General features: G+C 57.7%; 26 protein-coding genes and 1 pseudogene. All 27 read right to left on the bottom strand.

From position 1 onward, the window contains the following. Positions 1-2: 2 nt before the first annotated feature. On the bottom strand, positions 3-377 hold the full coding sequence (locus ECL_RS02115; protein ID WP_013095170.1) for a hypothetical protein: 375 nt from the start codon (positions 375-377) through the stop codon (positions 3-5). Between the two features lie 14 nt (positions 378-391). Next, entirely contained in the window at positions 392-1,036 is a 645-nt protein-coding gene (locus tag ECL_RS02110; protein WP_013095169.1) for a restriction endonuclease, read from the bottom strand. Further along, the gene (locus tag ECL_RS02105) at positions 1,036-1,566 is read right to left on the bottom strand and encodes an integrating conjugative element protein (RefSeq protein WP_013095168.1); all 531 of its coding nucleotides are present in this window, start codon (positions 1,564-1,566) and stop codon (positions 1,036-1,038) included. The genes ECL_RS02110 and ECL_RS02105 overlap by 1 nt, the downstream gene beginning before the upstream one ends. Next, a complete protein-coding gene (locus ECL_RS02100; protein ID WP_007372603.1) occupies positions 1,563-2,174 on the bottom strand; it encodes a transglycosylase SLT domain-containing protein in 612 nt (203 codons plus the stop codon). Before ECL_RS02100 ends, ECL_RS02105 begins: the two co-directional genes overlap by 4 nt. Next, entirely contained in the window at positions 2,153-2,866 is a 714-nt protein-coding gene (locus ECL_RS02095; protein WP_013095167.1) for a TIGR03759 family integrating conjugative element protein, read from the bottom strand. Before ECL_RS02095 ends, ECL_RS02100 begins: the two co-directional genes overlap by 22 nt. Before the next feature lie 17 nt (positions 2,867-2,883). Continuing rightward, positions 2,884-3,741 (bottom strand): plasmid transfer protein, encoded by an 858-nt coding sequence (locus ECL_RS02090; RefSeq protein ID WP_013095166.1) that lies wholly within the window; start codon positions 3,739-3,741, stop codon positions 2,884-2,886. Positions 3,742-3,859: 118 nt separating this feature from the next. After that, a complete protein-coding gene (locus tag ECL_RS02085) occupies positions 3,860-5,020 on the bottom strand; it encodes a site-specific integrase (RefSeq protein ID WP_013095165.1) in 1,161 nt (386 codons plus the stop codon). Positions 5,021-6,111: 1,091 nt separating this feature from the next. After that, positions 6,112-7,377, bottom strand: a complete 1,266-nt coding sequence (gene pilV, locus ECL_RS02080) for a shufflon system plasmid conjugative transfer pilus tip adhesin PilV (protein WP_013095164.1) — start codon at positions 7,375-7,377, stop codon at positions 6,112-6,114. Positions 7,378-7,382: 5 nt separating this feature from the next. Continuing rightward, positions 7,383-8,039: a prepilin peptidase gene (locus tag ECL_RS02075; protein WP_013095163.1), complete on the bottom strand. Its 657-nt coding sequence runs from the start codon at positions 8,037-8,039 to the stop codon at positions 7,383-7,385. After that, positions 8,036-8,515, bottom strand: coding sequence for a lytic transglycosylase domain-containing protein (locus tag ECL_RS02070; protein WP_013095162.1), 480 nt, complete (start codon positions 8,513-8,515; stop codon positions 8,036-8,038). The genes ECL_RS02075 and ECL_RS02070 overlap by 4 nt, the downstream gene beginning before the upstream one ends. A 4-nt stretch (positions 8,516-8,519) precedes the next feature. After that, the gene (locus ECL_RS02065) at positions 8,520-9,116 is read right to left on the bottom strand and encodes a type 4 pilus major pilin (RefSeq protein WP_007372593.1); all 597 of its coding nucleotides are present in this window, start codon (positions 9,114-9,116) and stop codon (positions 8,520-8,522) included. Between the two features lie 9 nt (positions 9,117-9,125). Beyond that, positions 9,126-10,241, bottom strand: coding sequence for a type II secretion system F family protein (locus ECL_RS02060; protein WP_013095161.1), 1,116 nt, complete (start codon positions 10,239-10,241; stop codon positions 9,126-9,128). After that, positions 10,231-11,805, bottom strand: a complete 1,575-nt coding sequence (locus ECL_RS02055) for a GspE/PulE family protein (RefSeq protein WP_013095160.1) — start codon at positions 11,803-11,805, stop codon at positions 10,231-10,233. Before ECL_RS02055 ends, ECL_RS02060 begins: the two co-directional genes overlap by 11 nt. A gap of 7 nt (positions 11,806-11,812) precedes the next feature. Then, complete coding sequence (pilP, locus tag ECL_RS02050) at positions 11,813-12,310, bottom strand: type IV pilus biogenesis protein PilP (protein WP_013095159.1); 498 nt, start codon at positions 12,308-12,310, stop codon at positions 11,813-11,815. Beyond that, the gene (pilO2, locus tag ECL_RS02045) at positions 12,297-13,577 is read right to left on the bottom strand and encodes a type 4b pilus protein PilO2 (RefSeq protein ID WP_176682058.1); all 1,281 of its coding nucleotides are present in this window, start codon (positions 13,575-13,577) and stop codon (positions 12,297-12,299) included. The genes pilP and pilO2 overlap by 14 nt, the downstream gene beginning before the upstream one ends. 2 nt (positions 13,578-13,579) lie before the next feature. Beyond that, on the bottom strand, positions 13,580-15,253 hold the full coding sequence (gene pilN / locus ECL_RS02040; RefSeq protein WP_013095157.1) for a PilN family type IVB pilus formation outer membrane protein: 1,674 nt from the start codon (positions 15,251-15,253) through the stop codon (positions 13,580-13,582). 19 nt (positions 15,254-15,272) lie between these two features. Beyond that, entirely contained in the window at positions 15,273-15,716 is a 444-nt protein-coding gene (gene pilM / locus ECL_RS02035; RefSeq protein ID WP_007372587.1) for a type IV pilus biogenesis protein PilM, read from the bottom strand. Between the two features lies 1 nt (position 15,717). Further along, positions 15,718-17,004 carry a PFGI-1 class ICE element type IV pilus protein PilL2 gene (pilL2, locus tag ECL_RS02030; RefSeq protein ID WP_013095156.1) on the bottom strand — a complete coding sequence of 429 codons (1,287 nt, stop codon included), beginning with the start codon at positions 17,002-17,004 and terminating at the stop codon, positions 15,718-15,720. Positions 17,005-17,236: 232 nt separating this feature from the next. Beyond that, the gene (locus ECL_RS02025) at positions 17,237-17,719 is read right to left on the bottom strand and encodes a GNAT family N-acetyltransferase (protein ID WP_044159004.1); all 483 of its coding nucleotides are present in this window, start codon (positions 17,717-17,719) and stop codon (positions 17,237-17,239) included. Next, positions 17,710-17,994, bottom strand: a complete 285-nt coding sequence (locus ECL_RS02020) for a type II toxin-antitoxin system TacA family antitoxin (RefSeq protein ID WP_007372584.1) — start codon at positions 17,992-17,994, stop codon at positions 17,710-17,712. Before ECL_RS02020 ends, ECL_RS02025 begins: the two co-directional genes overlap by 10 nt. Positions 17,995-18,149: 155 nt before the next feature. After that, a complete protein-coding gene (locus ECL_RS02015) occupies positions 18,150-18,650 on the bottom strand; it encodes a single-stranded DNA-binding protein (RefSeq protein ID WP_007372583.1) in 501 nt (166 codons plus the stop codon). Between the two features lie 75 nt (positions 18,651-18,725). Beyond that, on the bottom strand, positions 18,726-19,217 hold the full coding sequence (locus tag ECL_RS02010; RefSeq protein WP_007372582.1) for an STY4534 family ICE replication protein: 492 nt from the start codon (positions 19,215-19,217) through the stop codon (positions 18,726-18,728). A 632-nt stretch (positions 19,218-19,849) separates the two neighbouring features. Continuing rightward, positions 19,850-21,861, bottom strand: a pseudogene (locus ECL_RS02005) (DNA topoisomerase III). 17 nt (positions 21,862-21,878) lie between these two features. After that, a complete protein-coding gene (locus tag ECL_RS02000; RefSeq protein ID WP_013095151.1) occupies positions 21,879-22,601 on the bottom strand; it encodes a PFL_4669 family integrating conjugative element protein in 723 nt (240 codons plus the stop codon). A gap of 246 nt (positions 22,602-22,847) precedes the next feature. Beyond that, on the bottom strand, positions 22,848-24,086 hold the full coding sequence (locus tag ECL_RS01995; RefSeq protein WP_013095150.1) for an STY4528 family pathogenicity island replication protein: 1,239 nt from the start codon (positions 24,084-24,086) through the stop codon (positions 22,848-22,850). Between the two features lie 78 nt (positions 24,087-24,164). Continuing rightward, entirely contained in the window at positions 24,165-24,395 is a 231-nt protein-coding gene (locus ECL_RS01990) for a ParE family toxin-like protein (protein ID WP_013095148.1), read from the bottom strand. Next, complete coding sequence (locus ECL_RS01985) at positions 24,395-24,994, bottom strand: DUF2857 domain-containing protein (RefSeq protein WP_007372575.1); 600 nt, start codon at positions 24,992-24,994, stop codon at positions 24,395-24,397. Before ECL_RS01985 ends, ECL_RS01990 begins: the two co-directional genes overlap by 1 nt. Positions 24,995-24,998: the final 4 nt, after the last annotated feature.

Here is a 24,998-nt window from a genome sequence, read left to right as displayed (position 1 = left end):
GCTTATCTCCCTTTTCGCTGAGCCGCATTATCCGGCCAGAAATCAGGGAGAACCGTAAAACGGCGAATCAGGTAAACCAGTTCAGACAGTGCACCGGCTACGCACAGCGGGGTATACGCCCCGGGGAGCAGGTGAATCACCCGTAAGAGGCCCTGAGCCAGCACATCCGGGGTGAACGACGGACTGATAAAAACCGCAACAGGCACGGCGATCAGTACCGCGAGTACCATGCAGCAAAAGATAATGAGGGGACGCAGAATACATATTCTGAGCACACACTGCACGAGGACGAAAATGACCATCGGGGCCGTTTTTGCCGCCTGAGAGGTAACCAGGTCGACGATGCGGTCTGTCAGGGAATACAGCATTCTGGGCATGGCAATGTTCCTTCTTAATCGCGGATGACGGGGGATGGTGCCGGTTCTTTACGTTGACTTTGTGGGGTGAGGGAGCGGTGTGGCGGTCTGGTCAGTGTGTCCATCCAGCGCCGGTCACCGGACAGCAGCCAGAGCAGGCGCTGCCCGCTGATAAGGATGATGCCGTCATAGCGGCGAAAGGCTTCCCGGCTGACCTCGCCGGTCCGGCCGGTGTGAACGAACAGCCCCGGACACCCCTCGCGCTCTGTCAGTAACCCGAATACCGAAACATGCGCGGCACTGATGGTGGCGCTGTAACGTTTGGCCTGAATCAGCCAGCGACGACCGTTGATCCAGACCTGACCGTCTGCGCCGTTATCACCGCTGTAACGGGCGTTACGCTGTATGCGCAGGCCCTGCCGGGAAAGTGCCGTCAGCAGCATTTCCTCGAACACATACGGGTTCATCTTACGCAACCAGGCCATCCTTGCCGCCTCGTCGCGCAGCTGTGGCAGGCGAAGCAGCGCCCGTGCGGCCTGTTTCTGATAGCGACGATGGCGGCGCTGACTGACAGTGCGCGGTTTTAATGCCAGGAATGCCAGCACTACCGCCCCCGTCATTGCCAGGACAGACAGTCCCCTGTGCGGGTTCAGCAACTCAGCGATAAGGGAGGCCGGCATCACTGTGATATCCCCGTTGCGGTGATGAGGGCAGGATAATGCGTCAGTGCCAGGCGACGGGCCAGGTCACCGCCGCTGACAGGCACCATTGCCACCCCCGGCGCCAGCTGACGCAGTGCGTTTAATCCCTGCTCATCCCTGACACTGATAACCATGCCGGTTGCCTGCATGCGGCTGAGCGTGGTGGCGTGGTGCGTGAGCCAATGACGGGAAGACGCATCGTCACCCAGTACAAACACCGGCGGCATGCCGGGAAGATTCAGCGGCCGGGCGGCGACAGCGCCTGGTGACATTTCAGGCGTGCTGACCGGCAGCATGTCGGACAGGGAAAGCGATGCCGGCGGTGGCGGGAGAACGGGCGACTCCGTTGCAGACTGACCCGGACCGGCATTGATGGCGTCAAACAGCGGTCCTGTGGATTCACCGCCGAGGTCGCCCACCACGGTCAGCGTGGCAGAGGCACTAAAGGCACTGGTCAGCAGCCCTGAAAAAAGCGTGAAAACAAGGGTATAACGAAGCGTATTTTTCATTGCGGTTCAATCCAGGAAAGAGAATTTCGGGCCAGTAACCCGGGCTGACCGACGGCCGCCGGTGTACCGGTCATGGCTATCTGACTGAGCTTGCGTCGCACAATGGCCATATAGGTTGCCGCGTGCGCACCGCCTGACGGATGGTGGTAGCAGCCCGCCGCACGAAGCCAGCTGCCGGGGCGGGCGTCATAGCAGGCCCGCAGGATACGGGCCGCTGCGCGAAGATTGGTGTACGGATCAAACGCATCACGGTATGTCGGGAAAAAATGCCCGTTCCAGCCCAGGTTCACCTGGGCCACACCGACATCAATATTTTTCAGCGGCCAGCGCTGCATAAACCCGAGCAGCGCCGTGAAGGCCTCTTCACGCGTGCTGTAATGGTAACCCCTGCCTGCGACGTTAATGGTCCACGGCCACGGCTTCGCACCCCAGGCAGTTTTGCGGGTGCTTTCGGCCATTGCCAGCGAATACAGTGACTCCGCCGGCACCCGCTCAGCGGCGGCTATCTGCCGGTACGCATCAGGAATAACCTGCAGGTCTGTGGCGCCGGACGCCGCTGTTGCAAACAGAATCCCGGCACCCAGCATCAGAATGCGGCGAGCTGCCATCCGTTTTCCCCCTGCTGCAGAATCACCGGCATCTGGCCCTGCCCGTAGCGCAGCCACAGGCCACCGTCGTGGTTGAGCGTTATCTGGCGGCTGCGGACTTTTTCCACCGGGATGTTGTGACGGATGGCCCAGGTACGGATGGCCTCATCGCTGTTTCCGCCGACCAGATAAATATCGACGGGACGGTCGTCGGCGAGCACGGCCGCCAGACGCGCATCGCAACGCGAGCAGTTCTCTTTCACAAACAGGGCGAGACGCCCCTGTGTGTCGTGCGCGATACCCGCCGCATTGCTGCCCATGTTGACGGCCAGCGTCTCCGGATACAGTCGCAGCCAGGCAGCATTGATTTCGCGCTGAAAGGCCAGCTCCTTTTCGCTTCGCTGGTATTCGTGCCTCACCCAGAGTTCAGCCAGGCGACGGCGTTCAGCACTGTTATCGGTTTCCACACCCAGCGCCGTCAGCGGGTCAAGGCCCGGTGACATAATGCCGCGATCCCCCTCCATCAGGGTCTGATAACGGCTCCAGTCGCTGTCAGACAGTCCCCACTGCTGCGCCTGCTGCTGCGCACTCAGCACGCCGGTGGAGGACTCCTGCGATGTGGATATGCTGCTCTGCGCGGAGGATGTCCTGACCGTGGCAGCGGAGGTCATGAGCGGCACCAGAAACAGTGAGGCCATCAGTGTTTTTTTCATCAAAGCGTTATCTCCGTTTATTCAACCTGAATCCGGTGTTCGCGGCCGTTTACCAGAAAGACAGCAGCACCGCTGCCCTCCGTTGAGCGCAGCGTCCAGCCCAGCATGGCATCCCCCGGTGAGAGCAGGCGCATGGCCGATATCTGCGAGACACCGCGGGGAATGACGACGGCGAAGGTCTGACCACCACGGCGTTCAATGCCGGTCAGCACAAACGGTGCAGCCGGCGTCACCGTACGCCTGGCTGACCGGTCAGTCTTTTTTACAGCGGCGCCCACCCGGGGGGGCACTGCACCAGTGCTGGTCCGGGGCTTTTCAGGCGCCGGCGTTTTCTGCGTGAGTTCCGCCTTACGGTTAATCTCATCAAGCTCGGCCCGGGACTGCTGTACATCGTGTTCAAGAGAGCCCACGCGTGACTGCAACTGAGTCACCGCCCGGGTGTTGTCGTTGCCGGCCTCCTGAAGCTGGCTGACGGATGTTCTCAGGGCGCTCTGCTGCTCATCGGCCGACTGCATAGCAGCAGGAAGTGAGGCAAGCGTGGCCGCCTGCTGTTCGAGCGTCTTCAGGCGCGCTTCCATCGCTGAAATATTTGAGGTGAGCTGGCCTATCTGGCCGCTGCGAAATGCCGCATCGAGTGTGTTAACACGTATTGTCAGGTCTGAAACCTGACGCCCCATGACAACCAGCGCGATCAGGGAACCCGTCAGACTGACAGTCAGCAAAATGATGCTGCCAGTCTGAAGAATTTTTCGGGGGCTGAACGGAAGCCGGATACGTGGCTTAACCGCAGCAGCGGACTGCACCTCCGGCGCACTGACCTGATGCTCAGGAGCTTCAGGGAGCAGTTCATCGGGCGAGGCATGACTGAGTGACATACAGGGATTCCTTATGGCTGCACAGCAGAACGGCCATAAGGTGCTAAAACACGCCGTGAATGGCGATGATTAACTCATCAGCCATTTTTTAAAATTATTCCGGGGAGGGGATCACCGATTAAGTTCCGTTATCAGTGCCTGCTGCCTCTCCCCCTTTATGGAAGGGATTAATCAGTACGCGGTGAGCTTCCCGGACGCCAATTTCACCCGGTGGAGGAAGCCTTTTACCGGCTCGCGCTGCCAGAGCCTGAATTCGCAGAAGATGTGAAGCTGCATTTGCCAGGGCTTCATCACGATTTACTGCGGTAATAGCCGTGTGCTCCAGGTCACTGAACTGCACCCGGAACAGGCCGCCGGATTCTGAAATCTCTGCCGGATAGGGAACAAATAACGTTGCCAGCTTCTGTGCCTGACGGCGTCGGGCATCCAGTTTGCTGACCAGCTGAGAGGCCCGAAGGTGTGTATACCGTTTCAGCATATTCATACTCTTATGGCCTGAGATCGCCGCCACCTCCATGACATTCAGCGTCCCGAGCTCGAACAAGCGGCTGACCGCTTCATGACGCAGATCGTGAAAATGGAGATCATGTATCTCCAGCTCAGCCAGAAGAACCCGCCATGCGCTTTTAAAACCATTTGAGGTGTAATCAAAAACCGGCCCCGTCACCGGCCCCGCAAACTCTTTCAGAACCTGTCGTGCTTTCCATGACAAAGGCACATCACGGGCGGTGCCATTTTTCGTGAGCGGCAGGTGAGCAATACCCAGATGAAGATCCACATATTCCCAGCGCAGGGACAGAATTTCTCCCTGACGCATGGCTGTTTCCAGCGCCAGATGAAAAATGGCGAGAAGCTGTGGATTTTTCTGGCGGAGGGCGCGCGCAATCCGGCGCTCTTCGGTGGAGGTCAGCCGGCGCGTACGCCCGGGGGACGCCGCAGGTTTACGGACGTGTTCGACGGGATTGTGTGAGCAGGTTCCCCATTCGATACGCGCAAGATTATACAGCGCCGAAAGTAAGGCCAGTTCAAGCCTGACCGTATTGGGACTCACAGTACGACCTGTACGGTCGCTCACCGTATTCAGCCTCATATCACGGTAATCAGCGATATCCACGGAGGTAATCTCATCCATGCACTTCAGTGACAGCGTTGAACGCTTGATAACGTTGATGCGGTAAAACTCCTGAAGATGACCACGTTTGTGGACAGAGACCGCACTGAAATATTTATCCAGTGCTTTTGCCAGTGGCATTTTTTTTATCCGATTCCTGACCGCCATCCTATTCCCCTGAAAAATCAGGAAAGATATCACACTGCTGTCAGACATCACTGTCAATCCGGTGTGTGGACGGGTGCCGGAAAAATTAATAATTCGTCCTGTAAATGGGTATCAGCGCCAAATGCAAATGATGACATTGCTGGTTATAAAACAGCCTCCTGTCCTACAGGATGGATTGTTCAGTCTGTACGTTGGTTTCAGATTCCATCCTATGTTGACGATGAACATGTAGACGCCTACTGCTGCCCTTTCTCCTAACTGTCAATCCGGTGTGTGGCAAAGCACCAGTCTTGGGGGATTCCAAATGGTACAGGGGAATAGCGCATGCGGAGCAAATACATTATCAACTGCTGTTTGCCCTAATGGGATGCGAGTCATTTCTGGCGGTTGGACTTTAACCGGATGGTCTGGAAATGACGGTCATAACTCTCCCGACCAAAGTATCCCTGGTAGCGCCAATACATGGCGGATAGTCACTGGAGGGGGGAATAATAATGGTCAATGTCTTGCAGCAGTAGCTTATTGCTCAAGGTAAATTATCTTCCTGTCAATCCGGTGTGTGGCGAAAAAGCACAGTTGCACTACAGCGAACCACATGGACAGTATCAGGAACGGGTGAGAATTATGGCGATGTGTGTCAGGCATATATTCAGTCATCCGGAATGATTAATGATGGGTGGGTAGCTTCTGGTTCTGATGCGTGTACGGAGGATGGTGAATACTGCACTTACGATAACGTCCGTTGTTACGCCGTCCGTTTGCAGTGACTGTCAATCTTACACCGGCCATATTTTCCTACCACTTGAACCGGAGATGAACCTAATCGCACGGAATTACATAGTTTGACTGGACAGGTGTATCTATGGCCATCCAGGTATATGGTCGGCCAGTATGAAATGGATCATGCTGAGGATTTTGGTCCGCGCAAATTCCAGTAAGCAGTCCCCCAACATACGAAAGGACAGTACAGCGCGTAATGCCTATAGCACCGGGAAATGTATTCGATAAACACATAGAATTTGACTGTTTGGTCCACACACCGGATTGACAGTTAGGAGAAAGGGCAGCAGTAGGCGTCTACATGTTCATCGTCAACATAGGATGGAATCTGAAACCAACGTACAGACTGAACAATCCATCCTGTAGGACAGGAGGCTGTTTATAACCAGCAATGTCATCATTTGCATTTGGCGCTGATACCCATTTACAGGACGAATTATAATTTTTCCGGCACCTGTCCACACACCGGATTGACAGGAAAGTATTGCGCCAGACGCATCACGGCTTACAAGCCCGTTTGGTGAACAAGTTGCACCCGCTGTGTTCACCCCATCGAGCTGCAGAACCTCACCGGTGGACAGACGACCATCTGCCCGTACGCTACCACCGCGAACCTGACCGGCGGTGTAAATATTCTTGTTATTAACAACCCGTACCCAGTCATTATCGGACATATAAAAACCACCGCCATGTGTTTCATCCAGCCAGCCTTTCCCGTCCCGAGTAATGAACCAGCCATTATTCGAACGGATATCGTTACTGGCTGTAATGGTATTGCCGGCGGTGACATTTGTCCCTGCAGCGACGTTCTGTCCCGTTACCGTGCCGTTTGCCGTCATATTGCCACCGGCGGTCACGTTGCCGCTGAACGTCCCCGTTACGGCATTGACGGTTCCGGTATTGTTGAGGTTGTTGCCGCCCATATCGATGCTGGTATGCATGGTGTTGAGATCGGGCTTACCGGTGACCGAAAAACGGTAAAGCCGGTCACTTTCACCGCGTGCCACCCCCAGTTCATCCGCAGTCAGCAGTGTGGCAATATGCCCCTGCGTGCTGCTGACACCAAACTGTGCGAGAGGAACAGTCCAGCTCCCCATTGCACCGGTGGCGATACCGGACGTCCAGATGTAGCCCCCCATGCCGGCAGAGATATCCATTGATATCTGACGCAGCGCGAGAAACGGCAGCGCAGATCCGTTCTGCGTGTAAATCATCGCCTGCAGCTGGTCGGTGTTGGTGGCATTGCGTATCACCGCAGCGGAATAAGCCTGACCGTCAATGGTGGTCTCACTGAAGCCCTGCTCCAGAAAACCGGTATTTTTCAGCATAGCGGGGGTCACAATGACCGGCGCGGTGGTGGTGGCACTGGCGAGTAACGTATCGTAATAACGCCCGGTATAACTCTTTACGGCCTGCGTGAAGCGGGACACCTGCGCGGAGGTGTTCATCCAGGTCCGTCTCTGCATCCAGTCGCTGATAAGCGAATATCCCCATACGCTGACCAGCAGCAGGATCACTAAAGCCGCACCTGTGCTGAGAATAGCCCAGCCACGATCGGTTGTTTTTGTTACGTTCACTGGTATCACCATGTAATAAGTGGCTGATAAAGTTTAAGCAGTGTCACTGACATCGCACCGGCACACAGCCAGGGGCCCATCGGCCCGCCCTCGCGGATGCGACGCACCGTTAACTGCCACAGGACAAAGAACATCACACCGGTCAGCAGGGCATAAAGCCCGCTGGCTCCACCGAGCCATGCGGCAATGGCACCGGCCAGCCACACATCGCCAAGCCCCAGACACTCGCGCCCCTGAATCTTCGTTGAGCCATATCGCCAGCCACCAAATATCAACATCGCGGTGACCGCAGAAAGGAGATGTTCCGTAAACCCCGGGTGCAGAAGTGCGGCAGCAAGACCCGCAGTCAGACAGCTCACCGTCATTTCGCGGGGGAGCAGTCCCGTCAGCGCATCGGTCAGCGTCATTCTGAAAAGAAACAGGCTGAGGAAAAAGGACAGAAGGCGGAGTATCGCCGGTGCAGGCGCCAGCAGCATGACACTGACAGCAGCGGCATACAGCCAGACTATCGCCGGACGCACAGGAGAACTGCCCCCGTTCCGGTGCCCCGATATCACCAGGTTAATACGCACGAGGATCGCCATAACATTAAACAAACCGAGACTAAGGGGAAAAAGGATGCCAAGCGTTGGCCACGGCATACTCAGCGTCAGCAGCGTCACAGTCTGATCCCCCGCTCTTTCAGTAAAAGGCGCCGGTAAATGGCATAAATCCGGTTAGCGTAGGATTCGCGCGTTTCATGGCGATCCTGACGAAACCCGGCGTTGTAAGAACCCAGACAGTTCCAGCTGATACCGCATACCTGAAAATGTTTCGCCAGAATCCAGGTGCCAATCTGCACATTGAGACAGGGACGGGTCAGCAGATCCTGCGGGCTGCGGATAACCCCCTGAGCCATCAGCGCCGGGATGTGCGAGGAGTTGACCTGCATCAGCCCGTAATCAGTGCTGAGCGCACGCCCGGTCTTTTTATCGCGGTTAACATTCGTAATCCCCGGGCGCAGACTGCTTTCGCCGGTGGCAATGGCCTGAATCAGCAGCGGATCGATGTGGTACTTTGCCCCGGCTGCGTCAAAGCAGAATGCCCCCGCGCGGGGGCTGAGCAGGATAAACAGCAGGAGGACTGTCAGGCGCAGCATGTCATCAGCCGTTGTGCGTGAAGACCAGGGTGTTGTTACCCGTCATACCGGTGTCAGCGGTACAGGCTTTGCCGGCATCTTCGGCGCTGACCAGACCGTCGCTGTAATCGGTGCTGTTGATGCTGATGGCACTGAATGCGCCACCGGAGCCGAGCTGGGTGGCAATGGAGATACAGTCGGCCTGCGGCACTTTCTGCGTGGTGACGGAGAAACCATTATTGAATCCGTTTGATGCCACAGGTGCCATGACAACCTGGCCACCGTAGCTGTTCCACATCGTCCCCGTGCCGGAACTGGCCGTCCCCTGAATCGTCCAGCCAGCTTTTGGCGCGCCTCCCTGCTGAATCAGCGTGCCGGTCATCGTGGTGCCGCTGGTAAAGTTATACCCGCCCTGGGTCTGCTTGAGTTGCTGGGCATTGGTCACAACGGTCTGGATATTTGAGGTTTCCACCGCAACAGACTTTTTGCCAGAGAGCCCCCAGACAAGCGCCCCGACAATGCAGATGACGATAACCGTAAACAGGGCAATGCTGCCGTGCTCAAGGATACCCCAGCCCCGGTCTGGCTGGCGCTGGTGATAATGTGATGTCTGAGATGACATAGTCGTTCCTTAATGTATGTTGAAGGTGTTCATGTCCTGAATCTGCATCACCATCAGCAGGATGAGTAAGAAGAAACTCATAATCAGAACGAGAGAAAAGAGTTTGGTGACGTTTGCCCGCCGGGCCACACGCGTCAGCGCCTGTTCGAGCCAGCGGTCGGCATAGTTAGTAATGAGTGACGCAGCGCTGTTGCCCTTATCCAGCAGCGAGAGGTAGTTGACCGCCTCGCGGCTGGGGAAGTCGTAACCGCTCTGGCGCAGCGCCATGCCCAGCGAGTCACCGTCGCTCATACACTCCATTGCCGCTTCGATACGCTCCTGCAGCCAGGGCGGAGCGAACTCGTTGAGGATCTGCAGCGCCTTAAGCTCCTGCACGCCAGCCCCCAGCAGGGCACCGATATTCATCAGGAACACTGCCCCCTGCAGATCCTGGTAAACCGACCAGGGCATCAGAAAATCGGCAACACGACGCAGCCGGCCTCGCCAGCGCGGCAGTGACCAGAACGCCAGAATGACGCCCCCGACGGTGGCCCCTGCTGCGGTCACACCCCACCTGTCGGTCCACTGAGCCACCCCGTTCATCAGCCCGAGTGCACCGGTCCAGCGTGCAGGGTCAGACATTTTGCTCAGGGTGGGCACCAGTGCCATGTTGTTGGCCAGCAGCAGCCCCGCGCTCAGCAGGGCCAGCGCTGACGGAAAGACCGAGGCAAAAACCACCTGACCGAGGATGAGCCGGCGGGCGACAATCAGCTTGTCAGCCTGCATCAGCGCACCGGGAATATTGCCGGTTTCCATACCGGCGCTGATAAGCGCCGCCTCTTCATAAGGTGCCCAGGCAGCCAGTACATCCTTAAGGGAGCGGCCCTCGCGGTTGTCTTTCACACCCTCAAGACAGTCCTGCACCAGTTCATAATAGGGGTGCCAGCGCCGGCCAAAGTCGGTATGCACCTCACCAATCATGGCCAGCGCCTCTTCCAGTGCTTTGCGGTTTTCCAGCAGAAAGCGCAGGGTTTCGTAAAACGGCTGGCGATACTGCCCGGTAAACGTTGCCCTGACCAGGCGATACCGCAGCATTTCCGCCAGCGACATGTCACGCTCAGGCGAAAAACGGGTCTTAACCGACATTTGGCACCTCACACTGCATGATGTCGTCCTCGTCCAGCGGACAGATAAGATCGCCTTCCACCGGATCAACGCGCCCCTGCGCGAGATAACGCAGCAGATGCATACGGCGGGTGATACCCCCCTGGTTTACCCAGTACTGACGGGCAACGGCCGGGCCGTGAGACAACCAGAGCTGCATCAGTCGGGCATCTGTGCGGACAACCTCGGCAATGGCCGTGCGACCGGTTACGCCGCGGCTGACGATGCGGCCGGTCAGCGGCACCGTTTTCTGGCAGTGAGAACAGCCCTCGTGATTACGGAAGAAGAGTTTGCCGGTGTCGCATACCCCCTCCACGGTGCAGTATTTTTCCAGGCGCGCGCGCGTTTCGCCGTCAAGCTCAGGCGCTTTCACCTGCCAGGGAATACGGCATTTTTCACACAGCAGCGGCACCAGACGCTGGCCTATCAGGCCGGTAATGAGTGCGGCATCCGCCAGAAGGTGGCGGTCAATGCCGAAGTGCTCCATACGGCGCAGGGAACCGATGGGACTCTGGGTATGCAGGGTCGAGAACAGCGCGTGGCCGGTTTCACTGGCGTAAATGGCGGCGATGAGGGAATACAGGTCACGCATTTCGCCGTTCAGGATGGCATCCGGATCGAGACGCAGCGCGGAGGCATTGGCGTTACTCCAGGCGCGGCTGATGGCTTCCGGCGAGTTGTCAGCCGGCATGACCGGCGTCTGGATGGCGCCGGGAATACGCCCCTCGGGCGGGTTTTCCAGCGTCAGCAGGCGCTTTTTCCCGCCGGTCAGTTTCAGCCAGATATCGCTGAACACACGCAGCGTGGCGCTTTTGCCGGAACCGGTAGGCCCGGTCAGCAGCACCATGCCTTCCGGCAGGCGCAGGATCTGCATAATGAGCGTTATCTGCTCCGGCAGAAAACCCAGTTGCGGCAGCCCGGGAATGTTATCGCCGTCATCAGGAATGAGTCGCATGACCACAATAAGCCCGTCGGGCGTGGGACGGTGTTCATAGCGGGCGCCATACAGACCGGCACGGCGGGCAAACTTCGCATCGATGCGCCCTGACTGCTCGCGGCCGGCAAAAAATGACTGCTCGCGCACGTCGCACATGGAAAGATAGGAGGTGGAGGCCAGTGTCATCCCCTCCACATCTTTCACTTCATCCACCACTTCCAGCTCGCCGTGAATGCGCAACTGGACGATGCTGAGCTTACGGTCGGCGCTGATTTCAATATGGATATCAGACGCACTGAACTCGTTTCCCAGTTTCATATAACTGATGACCTTATCCTGCGATACGCTGATATCGCGACTGTTCAGATCACTTTCACTGACGCTCCGGGACAGGGCCAGCCCCTGACGCTCTGCCACTTCACGCCGGCGGTTCAGCTCGCTCAGCGTCACAAACTCGGTCTTTGCCGTCGGATACTCGCGGGTGACATCCATCACCCAGCGCTGTATGGCCGGTTCTTTTCGCCGGTTACCGTCGATAAGCAGCGTCACGCCGCCGGACGGATGCTGTTCGGCAAACACAAAATCCATAATGTCTTTATCGGGCGTCATCATTGCCTCAGAAGGAAAGTTCAGAATTGTCACTGAGGCGCACGAGCGTGGACGTGACCTCCGTGACCCGTTTAGCAGTGCCGGGGATCTGGTCACCTTTCGCCACCTCGGTGACGCCCCCGTCCGGCAGCACAATGCGGGCGCGCAGCTGTGTGCCGCGACCGTAAATCTCCTGCAGGCGCACACTGCCGGCACGCTTCTCCGTGCCAGACGTCGCGGCCGTTTGTGACGGGACGGGTTGCGTCATGAGCGGGGCTGACGGTTGCAGGGATGTCGCCAGATAATTACGGTCGGTACTCTGCCCGGACTGGCTTTCGCGCAGCTGCTGTTCCAGACGGGCGGTCTGGACTTTCTGCTCCAGAATCAGGTTCCTGGCCTGTGTGGCTTCCAGTTCCCCGAGGGTGACGTTCGGTGGCAGCGCATCGGCGGTGGTGGCTGACAGCGCGGGCCCGCTGAGCAGAACGGACAGCAGCAGCCCCGTCCGGGCGGGATTAATTCTGCGCATAAATGCTCCCCTTCATGGTGTATCCGAACTGCCCCTGCGGGCTCATGGTGATGGACACGCTGGTCAGGCGAAGCCCGGCGGCATCAAAATCCTGCAGCAGGCGCTCAGGCTGCAGACGCGAGCTGACGGAGAAGGTGAATTCCCGCCAGTCCTGGACGGGCGTGTTTTTTTCCTGACCCGGCGCGACGGCAGGCGGCTTCACCTCCGTGAATTTCACGTCCAGGTTGCGGCGCTGCAGGTGAGAGATAAACCGCATCAGTTGCGCCTCGGCACCCGGCAGCGCTTCATCGGTGTACTCGCCTGCGAGGTATTTACGGAATGGAATGAAAACATCACCATTTTTCCCGCCTTCCTGCAGGTTAAAAACGGCCGCATGCCCCAGCAGTTCACGGGCGCGGCGGGAGAAGTCTTCCACTGTTGAGCCGGGGGTGGCGACAAAGCGCAGCCGCAGTCCTTCCGGCACACACTCACCGTCGGTAAAACGCCAGCCGGCCACCGAGGCAAAGACCGGCTCCCGCGTCAGCCAGCAGTTGCTGAGCAGCACTGACACCGGAGGCTGTGAGGCCCACGGGTGCGGTGCACGGGCCGGGAGGGCAGGTTTATCGTTTTTCGGCGCCACACGGGAGCGAGAAGCCTCCATCGCCTTATCCCGGTCTGCCTGCTGCTGCACGGTATCGTGCCAGTAAACGCCGGCAGCCGTCGCCAGGGTGAGCACGACAGCCGGCAGGATGAGCGACATTGGTGCCAGGCGTTTTCGCAGGCGGCAGCGCCTGAGCTGTGCACCACTCAGCCTGTCCGTGAGCGTGGTGGCATCGCGGCCATCCTCAGCCGTGGCCGCACAGCGCAGGCCCGGCGCATCGGCATCGTTAAAGCGCAGAAAATTCTGTGCGGCTGACTCAATGAATGCCCGCGTGCCGGTCACGTCGCCCATCACGGAAAGCTGCCCCCCACTGGCGGCAAAGAACACCCACAGGTCTTCATCGCGGCTCAGACGGTAAATACCCCAGGCATTACCGCCTTCGGACAACTGAAAAGCCACGGCAAGGGCATAAAGGCGGTGACGCACGCGTCCCGGGGAGACAACGCCCGCCATGGAAGCGCTGCCTCTGCCGGCCGTCACGCAGTGGGTGTCCGGCGAGGCCCTGCCCCGCAGACGAACACTGAGTACACTGTGCTGCGGCGCCCAGTGAAGACCGGCCATCCAGTCGCGCCGGTGGTGTGTGAGACGAATACCGGTGCGGCGTGCTGTTTTTTTCTGTGATGACATCGTTACCTCAGCAGAACAGGGGTGATCATGATGACGAGCGTGGTACGGCCCCGCGAGCCGGTCTGACCGCCGCCCAGGATAAAGTTGCCCGGCGTAAAGGTGCCCTGCTTATCCGCCGAGACGTTCTGCTGTTCAGAACCGGTCAGGACCAGCGTCTGGCCCGAGCGCAGGTTGACCTTACGGGCGAGCCCTTCGGTAGAGGTGTCTGCGGTATCATTGCGGGTATTACCGTCCCGGCTGACAAAGCTTTTGATATCCGGCGGGCTGGTATAACTGAAGGCAAACTGCAGCTGCACATCACCGTTTTCCTGAATGAAGGGCAGCATGGTCATGAACAGACCGGTGGTGACGTTGGTCGTGGTCATCGTTGACGTCACCCCCACGTTGGCGGTGGCCGTCGAGCTGGAGCTGGTCAGCATCCCGGTGGATTTCGAGAGCTGATAGGCCACCGGCGTCAGGTTGGCGGTCGGGTCGGTCTGGTTCAGCGCCATGCTGACGTTGCCCTGCTCAGACAGGGCATGAATGAGCAGGCTGGAGCCGGAGAATTTAGCGGCATTGCCGCTGGCCGTATCAAGAATGGAGATACCGGCGCTGGCGGCGGATGAGGAGGCGTTCGCCATTGAGCCGGTCAGGCTGGCACCCACGTTCTGCAGCGATTTATAGACCAGTCCCCAGTCCAGTCCCATCTGCTCGTTACGCGTCTGGTTGACGCTGACAATCTGGATATTAAGCTGGACCTGACGGCTCAGAACCTTGTTCTGGTATTCGATATAGCGACCGATACGATTCAGAACATCGGGTGTATCCGTTACGCTGAGCGTACCGGTGGCAGACGACAGCCAGAAGCGGCCGGATTTTGGCGTCACCATCTGCTCAACCGTTTTTTTGATGTCATCGTACAGGTCGCTGTTCATGCCATAGTCGGTCTTCTGGTTCGAGCTGATGTCGCCGGTGGTCCCCCCGGATGTACCGCCACCGCTGCCAAGTTGATTACCGGAGCCGGAGTTGATGGAGGCACTGCTGTTCACCTTCGTGTTGAGGATGACGAGCTGAAAGGTACGCGTATCCTGCTGGTAGAAATACACGCCGCTGCTGTCGATGCGCCATGACAGTCCCAGACCACTCGCTGCCATATCCAGCAGCCCGCGGATATCGCCCTGATATTTCAGGCCCCGGATAAGCGAAGGAGATGACTGAACGGAGACGGGCTGCGCAGACGTGGTGCCCATCTGTGACAAAGGTACGCGGCCATTATCATCCGGTGCCGGCAACTGACCGTTCATTTGCGACGTCACCACGCTGCCGGTGGAAATGCTGCTCAGTGCGGCAAAGGCATCCGGCGTGATGGAAACGCGGATGCCGCAGAGCGCGGTGATACGCTGCCCCAGCTCCGGCAGCGAAATCCCCTCCGGCCGGTTAATCGTAATCTGGCAGGCGGGCAGGTTCTTCTCATCCGGCGTGGAGATGACCGGCGTGACCGGCTGCAGGTTCACCCAGGGTTTATCGGACCAGACAACGGTGGGCTGAGTCAGGGTCTGGCGACTCTGCAGTACGCGCTGAGCGGTATCGGCCTGCCCCGAGGCCTCCTTGTCCATTTTGCTGATTTCATTCAGCGAACATGATGACAGCGCCAGCGCGGCGACCAGCGCTGTCAGGCAGAAAGGTAAACGCGGCATCGGCAGCTCCCTGATGAGGTTAGTTGAGGTAAACAATGCTGCCCTCCGTCACGCCGGACGGCAGGGACAGGTTCATATCGGTGCCGTCCGCCATCCGCAGCCGCCCGCCGCTGACGGTCAGCGCCAGTGCCGAGGTCACGGACTGCGTACGCAGTGCCGCATACACGCCATCAGTGGCGGGAACCCAGACCCAGAGGCGTCCCCCCTGAATCACGGTCTGAATACGGCTGTCAGGCGCGGGGACGATGCCGGCCTGTGCAGGTGTCACCGTGCCGTCAGCGACCGTCCGGCCGTGGCGCCAGTTGTTCACCGCATCCGCGGTGCGCAGCATGTCGGTGGCAAGCTGGTCAGGCAGGGTCTGCTGCAGCGACAGCCGGACGTGTTCAGCGGAGTGACGCTGCGCATCGCCGGCCATCAGCGCAATGACCAGACAGAAAACAAAGACGGGCAGCGCATAGCCCATATCAGTGCCCTCCGCCCGTCGGGGTATCGCTCACCGAAATCAGGCACTGAATGCGGTTAGCCTCGGCAAACAGCGGTTTTTCCGCTTTGCGGTAGAGATCAAAGACCTGTACCAGGACGGATTCGAAGTTGCCGTGAAACACCAGAGGCGCATCAATGCGGTAATCCAGTGATACCGGCCAGATGACCACCCAGTTTCCGCCATTGCTGCACGTCGCCTTTGATGCCCAGCCCGTCAGGGTCTCTTTCAGTGTGGAACCCGGTTCGGCACGCCACGTCTGGCCAACTGGCTGAGGAGTGACCGGCGCCCCCGGTATATATGAAGAAGCGGTCTGACCGGAGACGGGGGGAGCCGGCGGCAGTGAGGTGACGGGCCGGACGGGCACAGTCTGCCGGGCAGCGTTCACTGTAGCTGGCTGTACGGTAACCGGATGAACGGCTGTAACAGGGGTTTTCTGAGATGAGGCCGCTTTCGGTGCAGCTGCAGGTGGTGGCACCGGCGGGCGCCCGGCTGGCGACAGCGCAGCAGACTTCTGTGCTGCAGGTGTCTTCGCCACTGTCAGTACCGGTGACGGGACGGACTGGTTCTGCGCCGTAAGTACCGGTTTTTGCAGGGTCCCCGGGGTGCTGTTGATACTCGTATCACCGGTAAAGGGATTACGCGGCACAGCATTGACAGTGCCGGCGGCCCCGCCAGTCCGGGCTGGCTGTATGACCGGGGGGAGACTGACGGGTGCATGCTGTGACACCAGTGAGACCGGAGCCGGCAACGGTGCGGCGAAGCTGCGATACTGGTCCCGCAGTTCAAAGCAAATTTCACGGTTAACGTCATCCACCTTCAGTCGCCAGGCCGGGCCGGCCACAATCTGCAGGGCTTCACTGAGCCGGACCGGACCGATATCACGCTGAACGGCCGGCAGTGGACGGCTAAGAAGTTCTGAAAATGCGGAGGTTGTGGCTGAGCACAGTGAATATCCGGACTCCAGCAGCAGATAGCGAAAGCCCTCACCGACCGTTTTGACCAGTTGCGCCGGCATGGTGATATCGACAATCTGATTGAGTGGATCGCGCTGTGCATCGTCCGGGCGCGTGCTGACCAGCGTATAACGGTCATAGCGAACCACGTCGGGGGCCCGGTTGCGGTAAATATCATCGAAGCGGGTGGGCTGCTGATAGCGGCCGTTTGCAAAGGGCGCGGGATCAGAAACGGCGCTGCTGCAGCCCGCCTGTATAACTGAACAGGCGAGGAGGGCAGCGCCCGTTGCCACACGTCTGGAAGGTACTGCCATCAGGATTCACCCCAGGATTAGTCTTAATCAGGAGTGCTATTCTGGCGGGGATGAAAAAGCGGGCAATGCGAAACTCTTTCCGGAAACTGAAGAAAAACATTGCAGAGCCAGTCAGGCTTAATCAGCTGACTAAGCCCTTCACTTTAATCAGATAAGAAAAAACGCCGGAGAACCGGCGTTGAATGTGATTTCAGGTCCATGTGTTCTACAGATGAATACCTGCATGAGACCATTATATTTTGTAGAAAAGCGTGTTAGCCGCAACCGGTGACTGCACAAAACCAAAGTATTCATAGAACGCTTTAGCCCGCTCATCAATTGCATGCACCATGATAGCCTTGATGCCGACCTGATCCGCCAGATTCGATACGCGCATCACAGCATCATTCAGCAACCATTTCCCGAAGTTATTGCCCTGAGTGGATACATCGACTGCAAGGCGGCCCAGCAAAACAACCGGTACGGGATCGGGCATATTCTGTCGCAGACTACGACTCAAGTCGACATGACTAACTGAGCCCGTCGCAAGGGAATAATAACCCACTACACACGCAGTACCTTCAGGACAGATGACGAATGTCCGGGAAGCATTAAGATGCTGATTCTTCAACGCACGCCGGCGAAGCCAGTCATCAAGTACCGCATTCCCGCAATCGAACGAATGAAGAACATGCTCCTCTGTCAGTAAAGCAGGCGCAGTGACATTTATTTCCATTCAGGTTTTACATCCATCAGTCGCTGACGACCTTCAACATTCTGCACAGGGGCTTCAAGCTGCCTGATGAACGCCTGGTAACGGGCATCATCAAGAACGAACACACGCTGGTCCAGAATGATGTTCTGGGCCTCATGCACAGCCCTTTCAATGATGAAATCAGTACGGTTTTTATTAACCAGACTCGCAGCGTAATCAATCACCGCACGTTCTTCATCCGTGGCGCGGATATTGATTTGCTTGTCACGGACGGATTTACGGACTGGAGTTTGCATAATTCTTCCTCTTGGTAACAAATTGCTATACACACAGGATAGTCTGAATGGTAGCAGATTGCTATACATAGTTATTCAGCTGAAGCTGAAAAAGAAAGCGCCAGACTGAACTGGCGCATGAGGGTATATAATTATATGAATCCGTTATGAAATTTTCAGAACGGTATATCATCGTCAAAATCCATCGGAGGTTCATTTTGCGGATTTTGTGGCGCTGACGGTGTCTGCTGCGGTTGCTGAGGCTGGCCCCAGCCGCCCTGCTGACCTGACTGCGCATTATTTCCACTGGTGTTGGTGCTGTTATTACGGCCACCGCCCAGCATCTGCATCGTTCCGTTAACGCCCACACGGACTTCTGTCGTCCAGCGTTCAATACCATTGGTATCGGTCCACTTGCGGGTGCGCAACTGACCTTCGATATACACCTGTGAACCCTTTCTCAGGTATTCACCGGCCACTTCGGCCAGCTTGCCAAACAGCACGACACGATGCCATTCGGTATTTTCACGGTTTTCACCGGTCTGTTTATCACGCCAGGTTTCCGACGTGGCCACAGAAAGCGTGGTCACGGCCGTACTGTCAGGCATGTAACGAACTTCAGGGTCCTGACCGAGATGACCGACCAGGATGACTTTGTTGACGCCGCGTGCGGACATAATGATTTCCTCTTAAGAATGGTGTTGAGAGGAGCACACCCACCGGGGTGTGTTCCGGTGGTGTGTCCGTGACGCTTAGAACGAATTCGGATCGTACTCTTTCTGAGCCGATGAACCGGATTCCGGCGTCTGGGAAGCATTGGGTGCCTGATAAACGACGTCCTGACCTTTCTTGATAAACTCCACCTTAATCAGGCGGGCTTTCAGGGAAGGGCGACTTTCACCGGCGTGATCACCCGTCTGCAGGGTAAACACATCGGCTTTCAGCCCGCTCAGCACAAAGCCAATCAGCACTTTTTCTTCTTCATCAACGGCTTTCTGACAGCGGTTGATGAGTTTGGTGGTCTCCGCACCCGCGATGGTGACATCGAAACGGGTATAAGATGCATTGTCTGTCGGACCGGTGAGGGCATTGATAACGGCGCAGGTGAATTCACCATTACCACCCTGTACACGGCGTATCGAGCTGAGATACCCGATACCATTGACGTTGAGGTTGAAAAACTCTTTTTTCTGGGAGGCAGAAGCAGAGCCGGTTGAAGCAGGGGTAGTGGTAGTTGCAGTCATGATGGTTTCTCCGGAGTAAAACTGAACGGGTTGCGGAGAAACATCTGTCCCGTACGGGAAGTGTTTCCCGCAGGGAGGTCAGCAAGGTTTGCCGACTGGCTGTAATGGTGAAATGGACCTTAACCTGGTTATCAGGTCCCTGTTTGCAAAGGTTAAACAGGTTTGAACCACCCGAAGGCGCCACTCTCAGGTTAATGTGGCATTGGCATGTGATTACCCGAAGGCGCCTGTCTCAAATCACCCAGGCATTGGCAGTTGTCGGAACGACAACGATTAGCCTCTTTATCATTCATTCAGACGCCACGGATGTCAACGCCGCAGCGTGCAAAAAATCATCAGCACACAAAAATAAAAAAAGCGGTGCCGTGCGACACCGCCTTCTGAGGTCTGCACCATCGACCTGAGGTAAACCTGCTTATCGCAGTGGCTCCGCTGGCTGAAAGGGCCCGGCACAGGTTTCACGGAGTTTTTGTGCCTTACCGTCTCCCGTTCAGGTGTGGACGGGGCCGGCCAGACTGTATTCCGGCAGCACATGCATTAGATGCTGACGAAACCCGCAGTCACGGGGTGCGGCTTCAGAGCCGGGGTCACAATAGCAGAGCCCACAACGCCCCGCAATCGGATACAGAGGATTAATTCTTCTTTGATTCAGGAGACTTAGCCCTGCGCGGTCGTTTCTTTCTGGTGCCCCCGATGTTGATGACACCTTTGCATTCCGGCCAGCGCTGGCAGCTCCAGAATTCCCCTTTCTCTCCCCTGCGCAGACGGGTTTTCCCCCGCAGAGCGGGCAGGCGGGCGTGGGCGGAACCCGGATACGCACCTGCTGCTGTGTGCCCTGACTGACCAGGTTACGCGTCCAGCCAGTCTGCCGCTGCAGGAAGTCGTCGAGTGACATACGCCCGGCGGCGACCTCATCCAGCGCCTGTTCCCACAGCGCCGTCATGCCCGGTTCGGTCAGTTGCGGCGGCAGGGCATCAATCACATCGGCACCCAGTTCGGTCGCCATGATTTTACTGCCTTTACGCACGATAAAGTGACGGTTCAGCAGTTGCTCAACAATACCGGCGCGGGTGGCTTCGGTGCCCAGTCCCGCGTTGTCTTTCAGCACCTTGCGCAGCGCGACGTCGGTGACAAATGCTGCCGCGTTCATCATGGCGCCAATCAGCGTGGCAAAGGTATAGTGCGCCGGCGGACGGGTCATCAGTTGCACCACCTCAGCCCCCGTCACCGCGCAGCGGTCATTCTGCGCCAGCGGCGGCAGGGCAATGTCTGCTTCATCGCCGTCATCAACTTCATTATCACCAGCGTTCTCAAACAGAACCTTCCAGCCCTTTATCACCTCCGTTCGCCCGGTGGCACGGAACAGCTGCCCGCCAGTGTCGAACTGCAGCCGTGTGAAATCGGACTCATGCAGGGGGAGGAACTGGGCCAGATAGTTACGGCGGATGAGCATATAGACGTTACGCTCGGTCTCCGTCAGCGCGGACAGCTGAAACGCATTGCGGGTGGGGATAATGCCGTGGTGTGCCGTAATTTTTTTGTCGTTCCAGATGCGCGAGACAAATGTTCTGTCGAGGCGAGCCAGCACCGGCGCACATTCCGGGTCGGTACGGCCGATGGCATCAAGCACACCGGAAATCTCCTCCCGCATCGATTCCGGCAGGTAACCGCAGTCGGTACGGGGGTAGGTCGTGGCCTTGTGCTTTTCATACAGGCTCTGGGCAGTATCAAGCACCTGCTGCGGGGACATATCCCACAGCCTGCCACAGGCCTGCTGCAGGGACCCGAGGGAAAACGCCAGTGGCGCGGCGGCTTTTTCACGCTTAGTGTCACATTCGGTCACCACGGCGTGACCTGTCTGCCGGCAGAGCTGTGCCACCTGCTGCGCGATGTTCTGGTGAACACAGCGCTTTTCCTCGTCGGTATACACCTTCGCCGGCACCCACTGCGCCGGAAAGGTGAGGTCACCGGCGGAAATAAGCGCTTTAACCTGCCAGAACGGTTTCGGCACAAATGCTGCGATTTCCCGGTCCCGTCGGACAACCAGCGCCAGCGTTGGCGTCTGAACACGCCCCACGGAGACCACGCCATCAAAACCGGACTCCGCTGCGCGCAGGGTATAAAGACGGGAGAGGTTCATACCTATCAGCCAGTCGGCCCGGGCACGCCCCAGTCCGGCGTGATACATCCCGAGCGTGGCCTGACCGGGACGCAGGTCCTGAAGCGCCGCGCGGATACTGAGTTCATCCAGCGCAGACAGCCAGAGCCGCTGCACCGGACCTTCCCAGCGGCAGTATTCCAGCAGCTCACGCGCAATGACCTCCCCCTCCCGATCTGCATCAGTGGCAATAACCACATCGTCAACCTGTCGCAGCAGCCGCTCGATGACTTTGAACTGATCCTGCGTCTCTTTTTTGACCACAACCCGCCAGGGGGCAGGCAGGATCGGCAGTGCCGAAAGTGACCACGGTTTACCGTATTGCTGACCGTACGCCTCGGGCGGTGCGGTTTCCAGCAGGTGCCCCACTGCCCAGGTGACGGTGACTCCGCTGCCGGTCAGAAAGCCGTCACCGCGCCGGGTGGCACCGAGAACCCCGGCCAGATCGCGCCCCTGCGAGGGTTTTTCACAGATAAATAGCCGCATGACCAGCCTCCGGCTACTCAGACTGTCTGATAACGCAGGCGCAGCAGGTTCACGCTCGCTTCATTAACTGGAGGGGAAAATGCGGAACGTTTTTCTCCGAGCAGCACGGCACGATCGGGCTCACCCGCTTCCTGACAGGCCTTCTGCCAGACTTCATTATTCTCTGCTGCATCCAGGCGTGTCGCATCCACCCTGCGGTAAGAAAGAACCGTCCCGTAAATCTGACGCAAAAGTCGCCCACCTTCACTGAGATAATTATCCCGGCCATTACGGGTAATCAGCCCGTAATGTGACGCCTGAAGAACCTTCTTGGCAAACTGGTCAAACCCGACCAGCAGAAACACACACCGGTATCCCAGAGGAGTACGCGTAAACACATGAATATCGAGTGGTTCGACCGAAGTAACTTCTGTCAGCGTAATACCTGCTGGAAGCATACTCATCTCTTCATCCAGTTGCTTAATAAGCCCGGTCATCGTCTCTGTTGCAGATCTCAGCTTTTCCTCCAGACGGTACATGGCTTCATCTGCCCACGGATTATTATTCAGGGAGTCCTGGTTAATCAGTGTTGCACGCACGAAGAACTGAGGCATCCCGATGATGCCGTGTTTAACAGGAGTATTGTCTTCCTGTTTCTCCCGTTTGCGACCCAGCCACAAACCAATTGCATAATTGGTATGGAGCGCAATTGTCATTTCTGACTGAAGCGAGCCTGTCTTTGTTACCTGTTTATCTGCCATCGTTGTCGTCACCTGTATTCAGTTAAGAAGAGCTCGCATAGTCCTGAATCACACGCATGACCAACAATGTGAAACTCATAATCAGCGACAGGAAATTATCCTTTGTACGTTTTTTAATCTTGTTGCCACTGGCAACAAGGTCACTTTTTAATCAAAGCTAAGGACCACTTTTAGCATGCCTGTCATGAATCGCTCAAAAAACATACTTGTTGCCAGTGGCAACAAGCTCAAATTTTAACCAGTGATTTATCTGCCAACATTCTGTCGTATGCTCTCGATCATCGCCCTGACCTCATCGCGGGAAGGCCGTCTGGCAGGCTGCACGGGGATGATCGCCGCCGGTACAGCACGCGTACCGGTTGTCGGTGGATTGTTGCTGCCGGAGCCGGCAGGGGCAGGTGCTGCTGCTTCCGGCAGGTTCAGCTCACCGCTGCGGGCACGCCGCAGCATCGTGAACAGCCAGCCCACCGGGTTATTCAGCCTGCCAAGCCGCAGTTGCTCACGCAGCATGTCAGCCAGCGTCTTTGCCACCGCCTCAGGCAGTGAGGCCATCTGTGTGGTCAGCATCTGCCGGTCATCGCTGTTCAGTCCGTTCACAAAATCGTCAGGCAGAAAATGTTCCCCGCCCGGTACGTACGTTTTTTTATTCACACTCTGTGTGAAAGAACGTACGTTACAGTCCGGATTCCGGACTCCGGTGTAACTCGTTGATTTCAGACTGAGTCCTGATTCCGGACTCTGTGTTTTATCCACTGACGGGGTACTGAGTCCGTTTTCCGGACTCAGTGATTCCGGGATGTTTTTGGTGCTTTTTTGACTGAGTCCGGATTCCGGACTCCGGTTCACTGCCCGGCGATGACTGACCATCTGCCTGGGTGTGGACGGCGCGCTCAGGCGACTTTCGATAAGGGCCAGGCGACTGTGACGGTGACGCATTCCGGGGTCCTGAAGTATGTCATTCACCACGGCCAGCGCGGTCATGCGGACAGCTTTATTACGGCTAAGGCAACTCTCTTCAACCAGCTTAAGCCAGCCCGGATCGAAGGTTTCGGCGTCACGGTAACCCAGCGGCTCGTCATGCTGCGCGTAAATGTTGCCCCGCACACGCCCGCGGTCATCGCGTACCCGCTTACACAGGCTGAGCCAGCCGGTCAGGCGCAGCATCAGCAGGACGCGGCTGACCGTATCCCTCGATGCCTTCTCTGAATGCGCGGAGGCAAGCTGAACCTGCAGCTCATCGTAGGTCGGGAAGATGGCCCCTTCGTTCTGCTGGGCATAAAGCCTTATCATTACCCAGGCGGTTTTATCCAGCGGTGAAAGGCGTGTATCCAGAAACAGCCTGCGCGGGAACGCATCGTGCACGTTGCCCATGAACAGCAGCCCGCTGCGCTCCTGGCTGACATCGCCGGTATCGGTGCGCCGCTCAAGATTCTGCTGCATTCTGGCGAGCGTGTGCGCCACGATGCTGTCGGCGGGAATGGTCATTTTATGCTCTCCTCTTCAGCCTGAGACAGCACAGTGCCGGGATAAACCCGGCACTGTCTGGTCATCAGCGGCAGTCCGTTACCGCCGTATTTCACGGTTGTAGGTCTCATGGTCCATCAGCCACCACTGCCGGCAGCCATCCTTACTGAGAATGCGCCAGAACGGCCCCACGTCTATCTTGAGGTAGCCGTTCATGGTCAGCCGGCGGAACACCTTCTGTCCACCGCAGGCAGCGCGGAACAGCTGCTGCGCGCGGCGGCGTACTGCCGGTGACACCTGCTGCCGGGGGGAGAAATCACCCATTTCCATCACGCCTCCTTACGCACAGGTATTTCAGCCCGGCGGCCTGCGGCATTCGCCTCCCGACACCACTGGCAGACCCGGCTCCATACGGCCGTCAGTGAAAGCCCCAGTTGCTCGGCCGCCAGCATCATCGCCTCCAGCGCCTGATGGGAGTCCGGTGATGACAACCCTGCCGCTTTCCACTCGGCCCAGAGCGCGGCGTCCTGTGGCTCTGTCAGGGCCTGGGTTCGGCCCTGCCGGGATTCAATGCCCATCAGACGGCGGCGGGCGCTCACCTCCGAAGGAGACAGACCAAAATACCGGTCAATCAGCTCCATCGAACCGCCGAGCTCCAGTGCGCGGTCAATCATCATGAAGCGCTTCTGCTCATTGCGGGCCTGATTCAGCATCAGCCAGAAGTTTTCATGGTTCAGGGTGACATCGAGAACGGAAACATGTGACTGGCTGAGGTAATGCAGTTCATCAAGGCTCAGATGACTCAGCGCACGGATTTCCTCGACCGACATACCCAGTGACTCACAGCGGCGGATATTGCCGTTTTTGACGTCCATCAGCAGTGAGGACAGAATGGCCGTGGTGGCCTGAGAAAGATTATGCTGGCTCACAGGC

The sequence above is a fragment of the Enterobacter cloacae subsp. cloacae ATCC 13047 genome (assembly GCF_000025565.1).
In the GTDB taxonomy this organism is placed as follows: domain Bacteria; phylum Pseudomonadota; class Gammaproteobacteria; order Enterobacterales; family Enterobacteriaceae; genus Enterobacter; species Enterobacter cloacae.
This window is presented reverse-complemented; position numbering and strand designations above follow the sequence as displayed.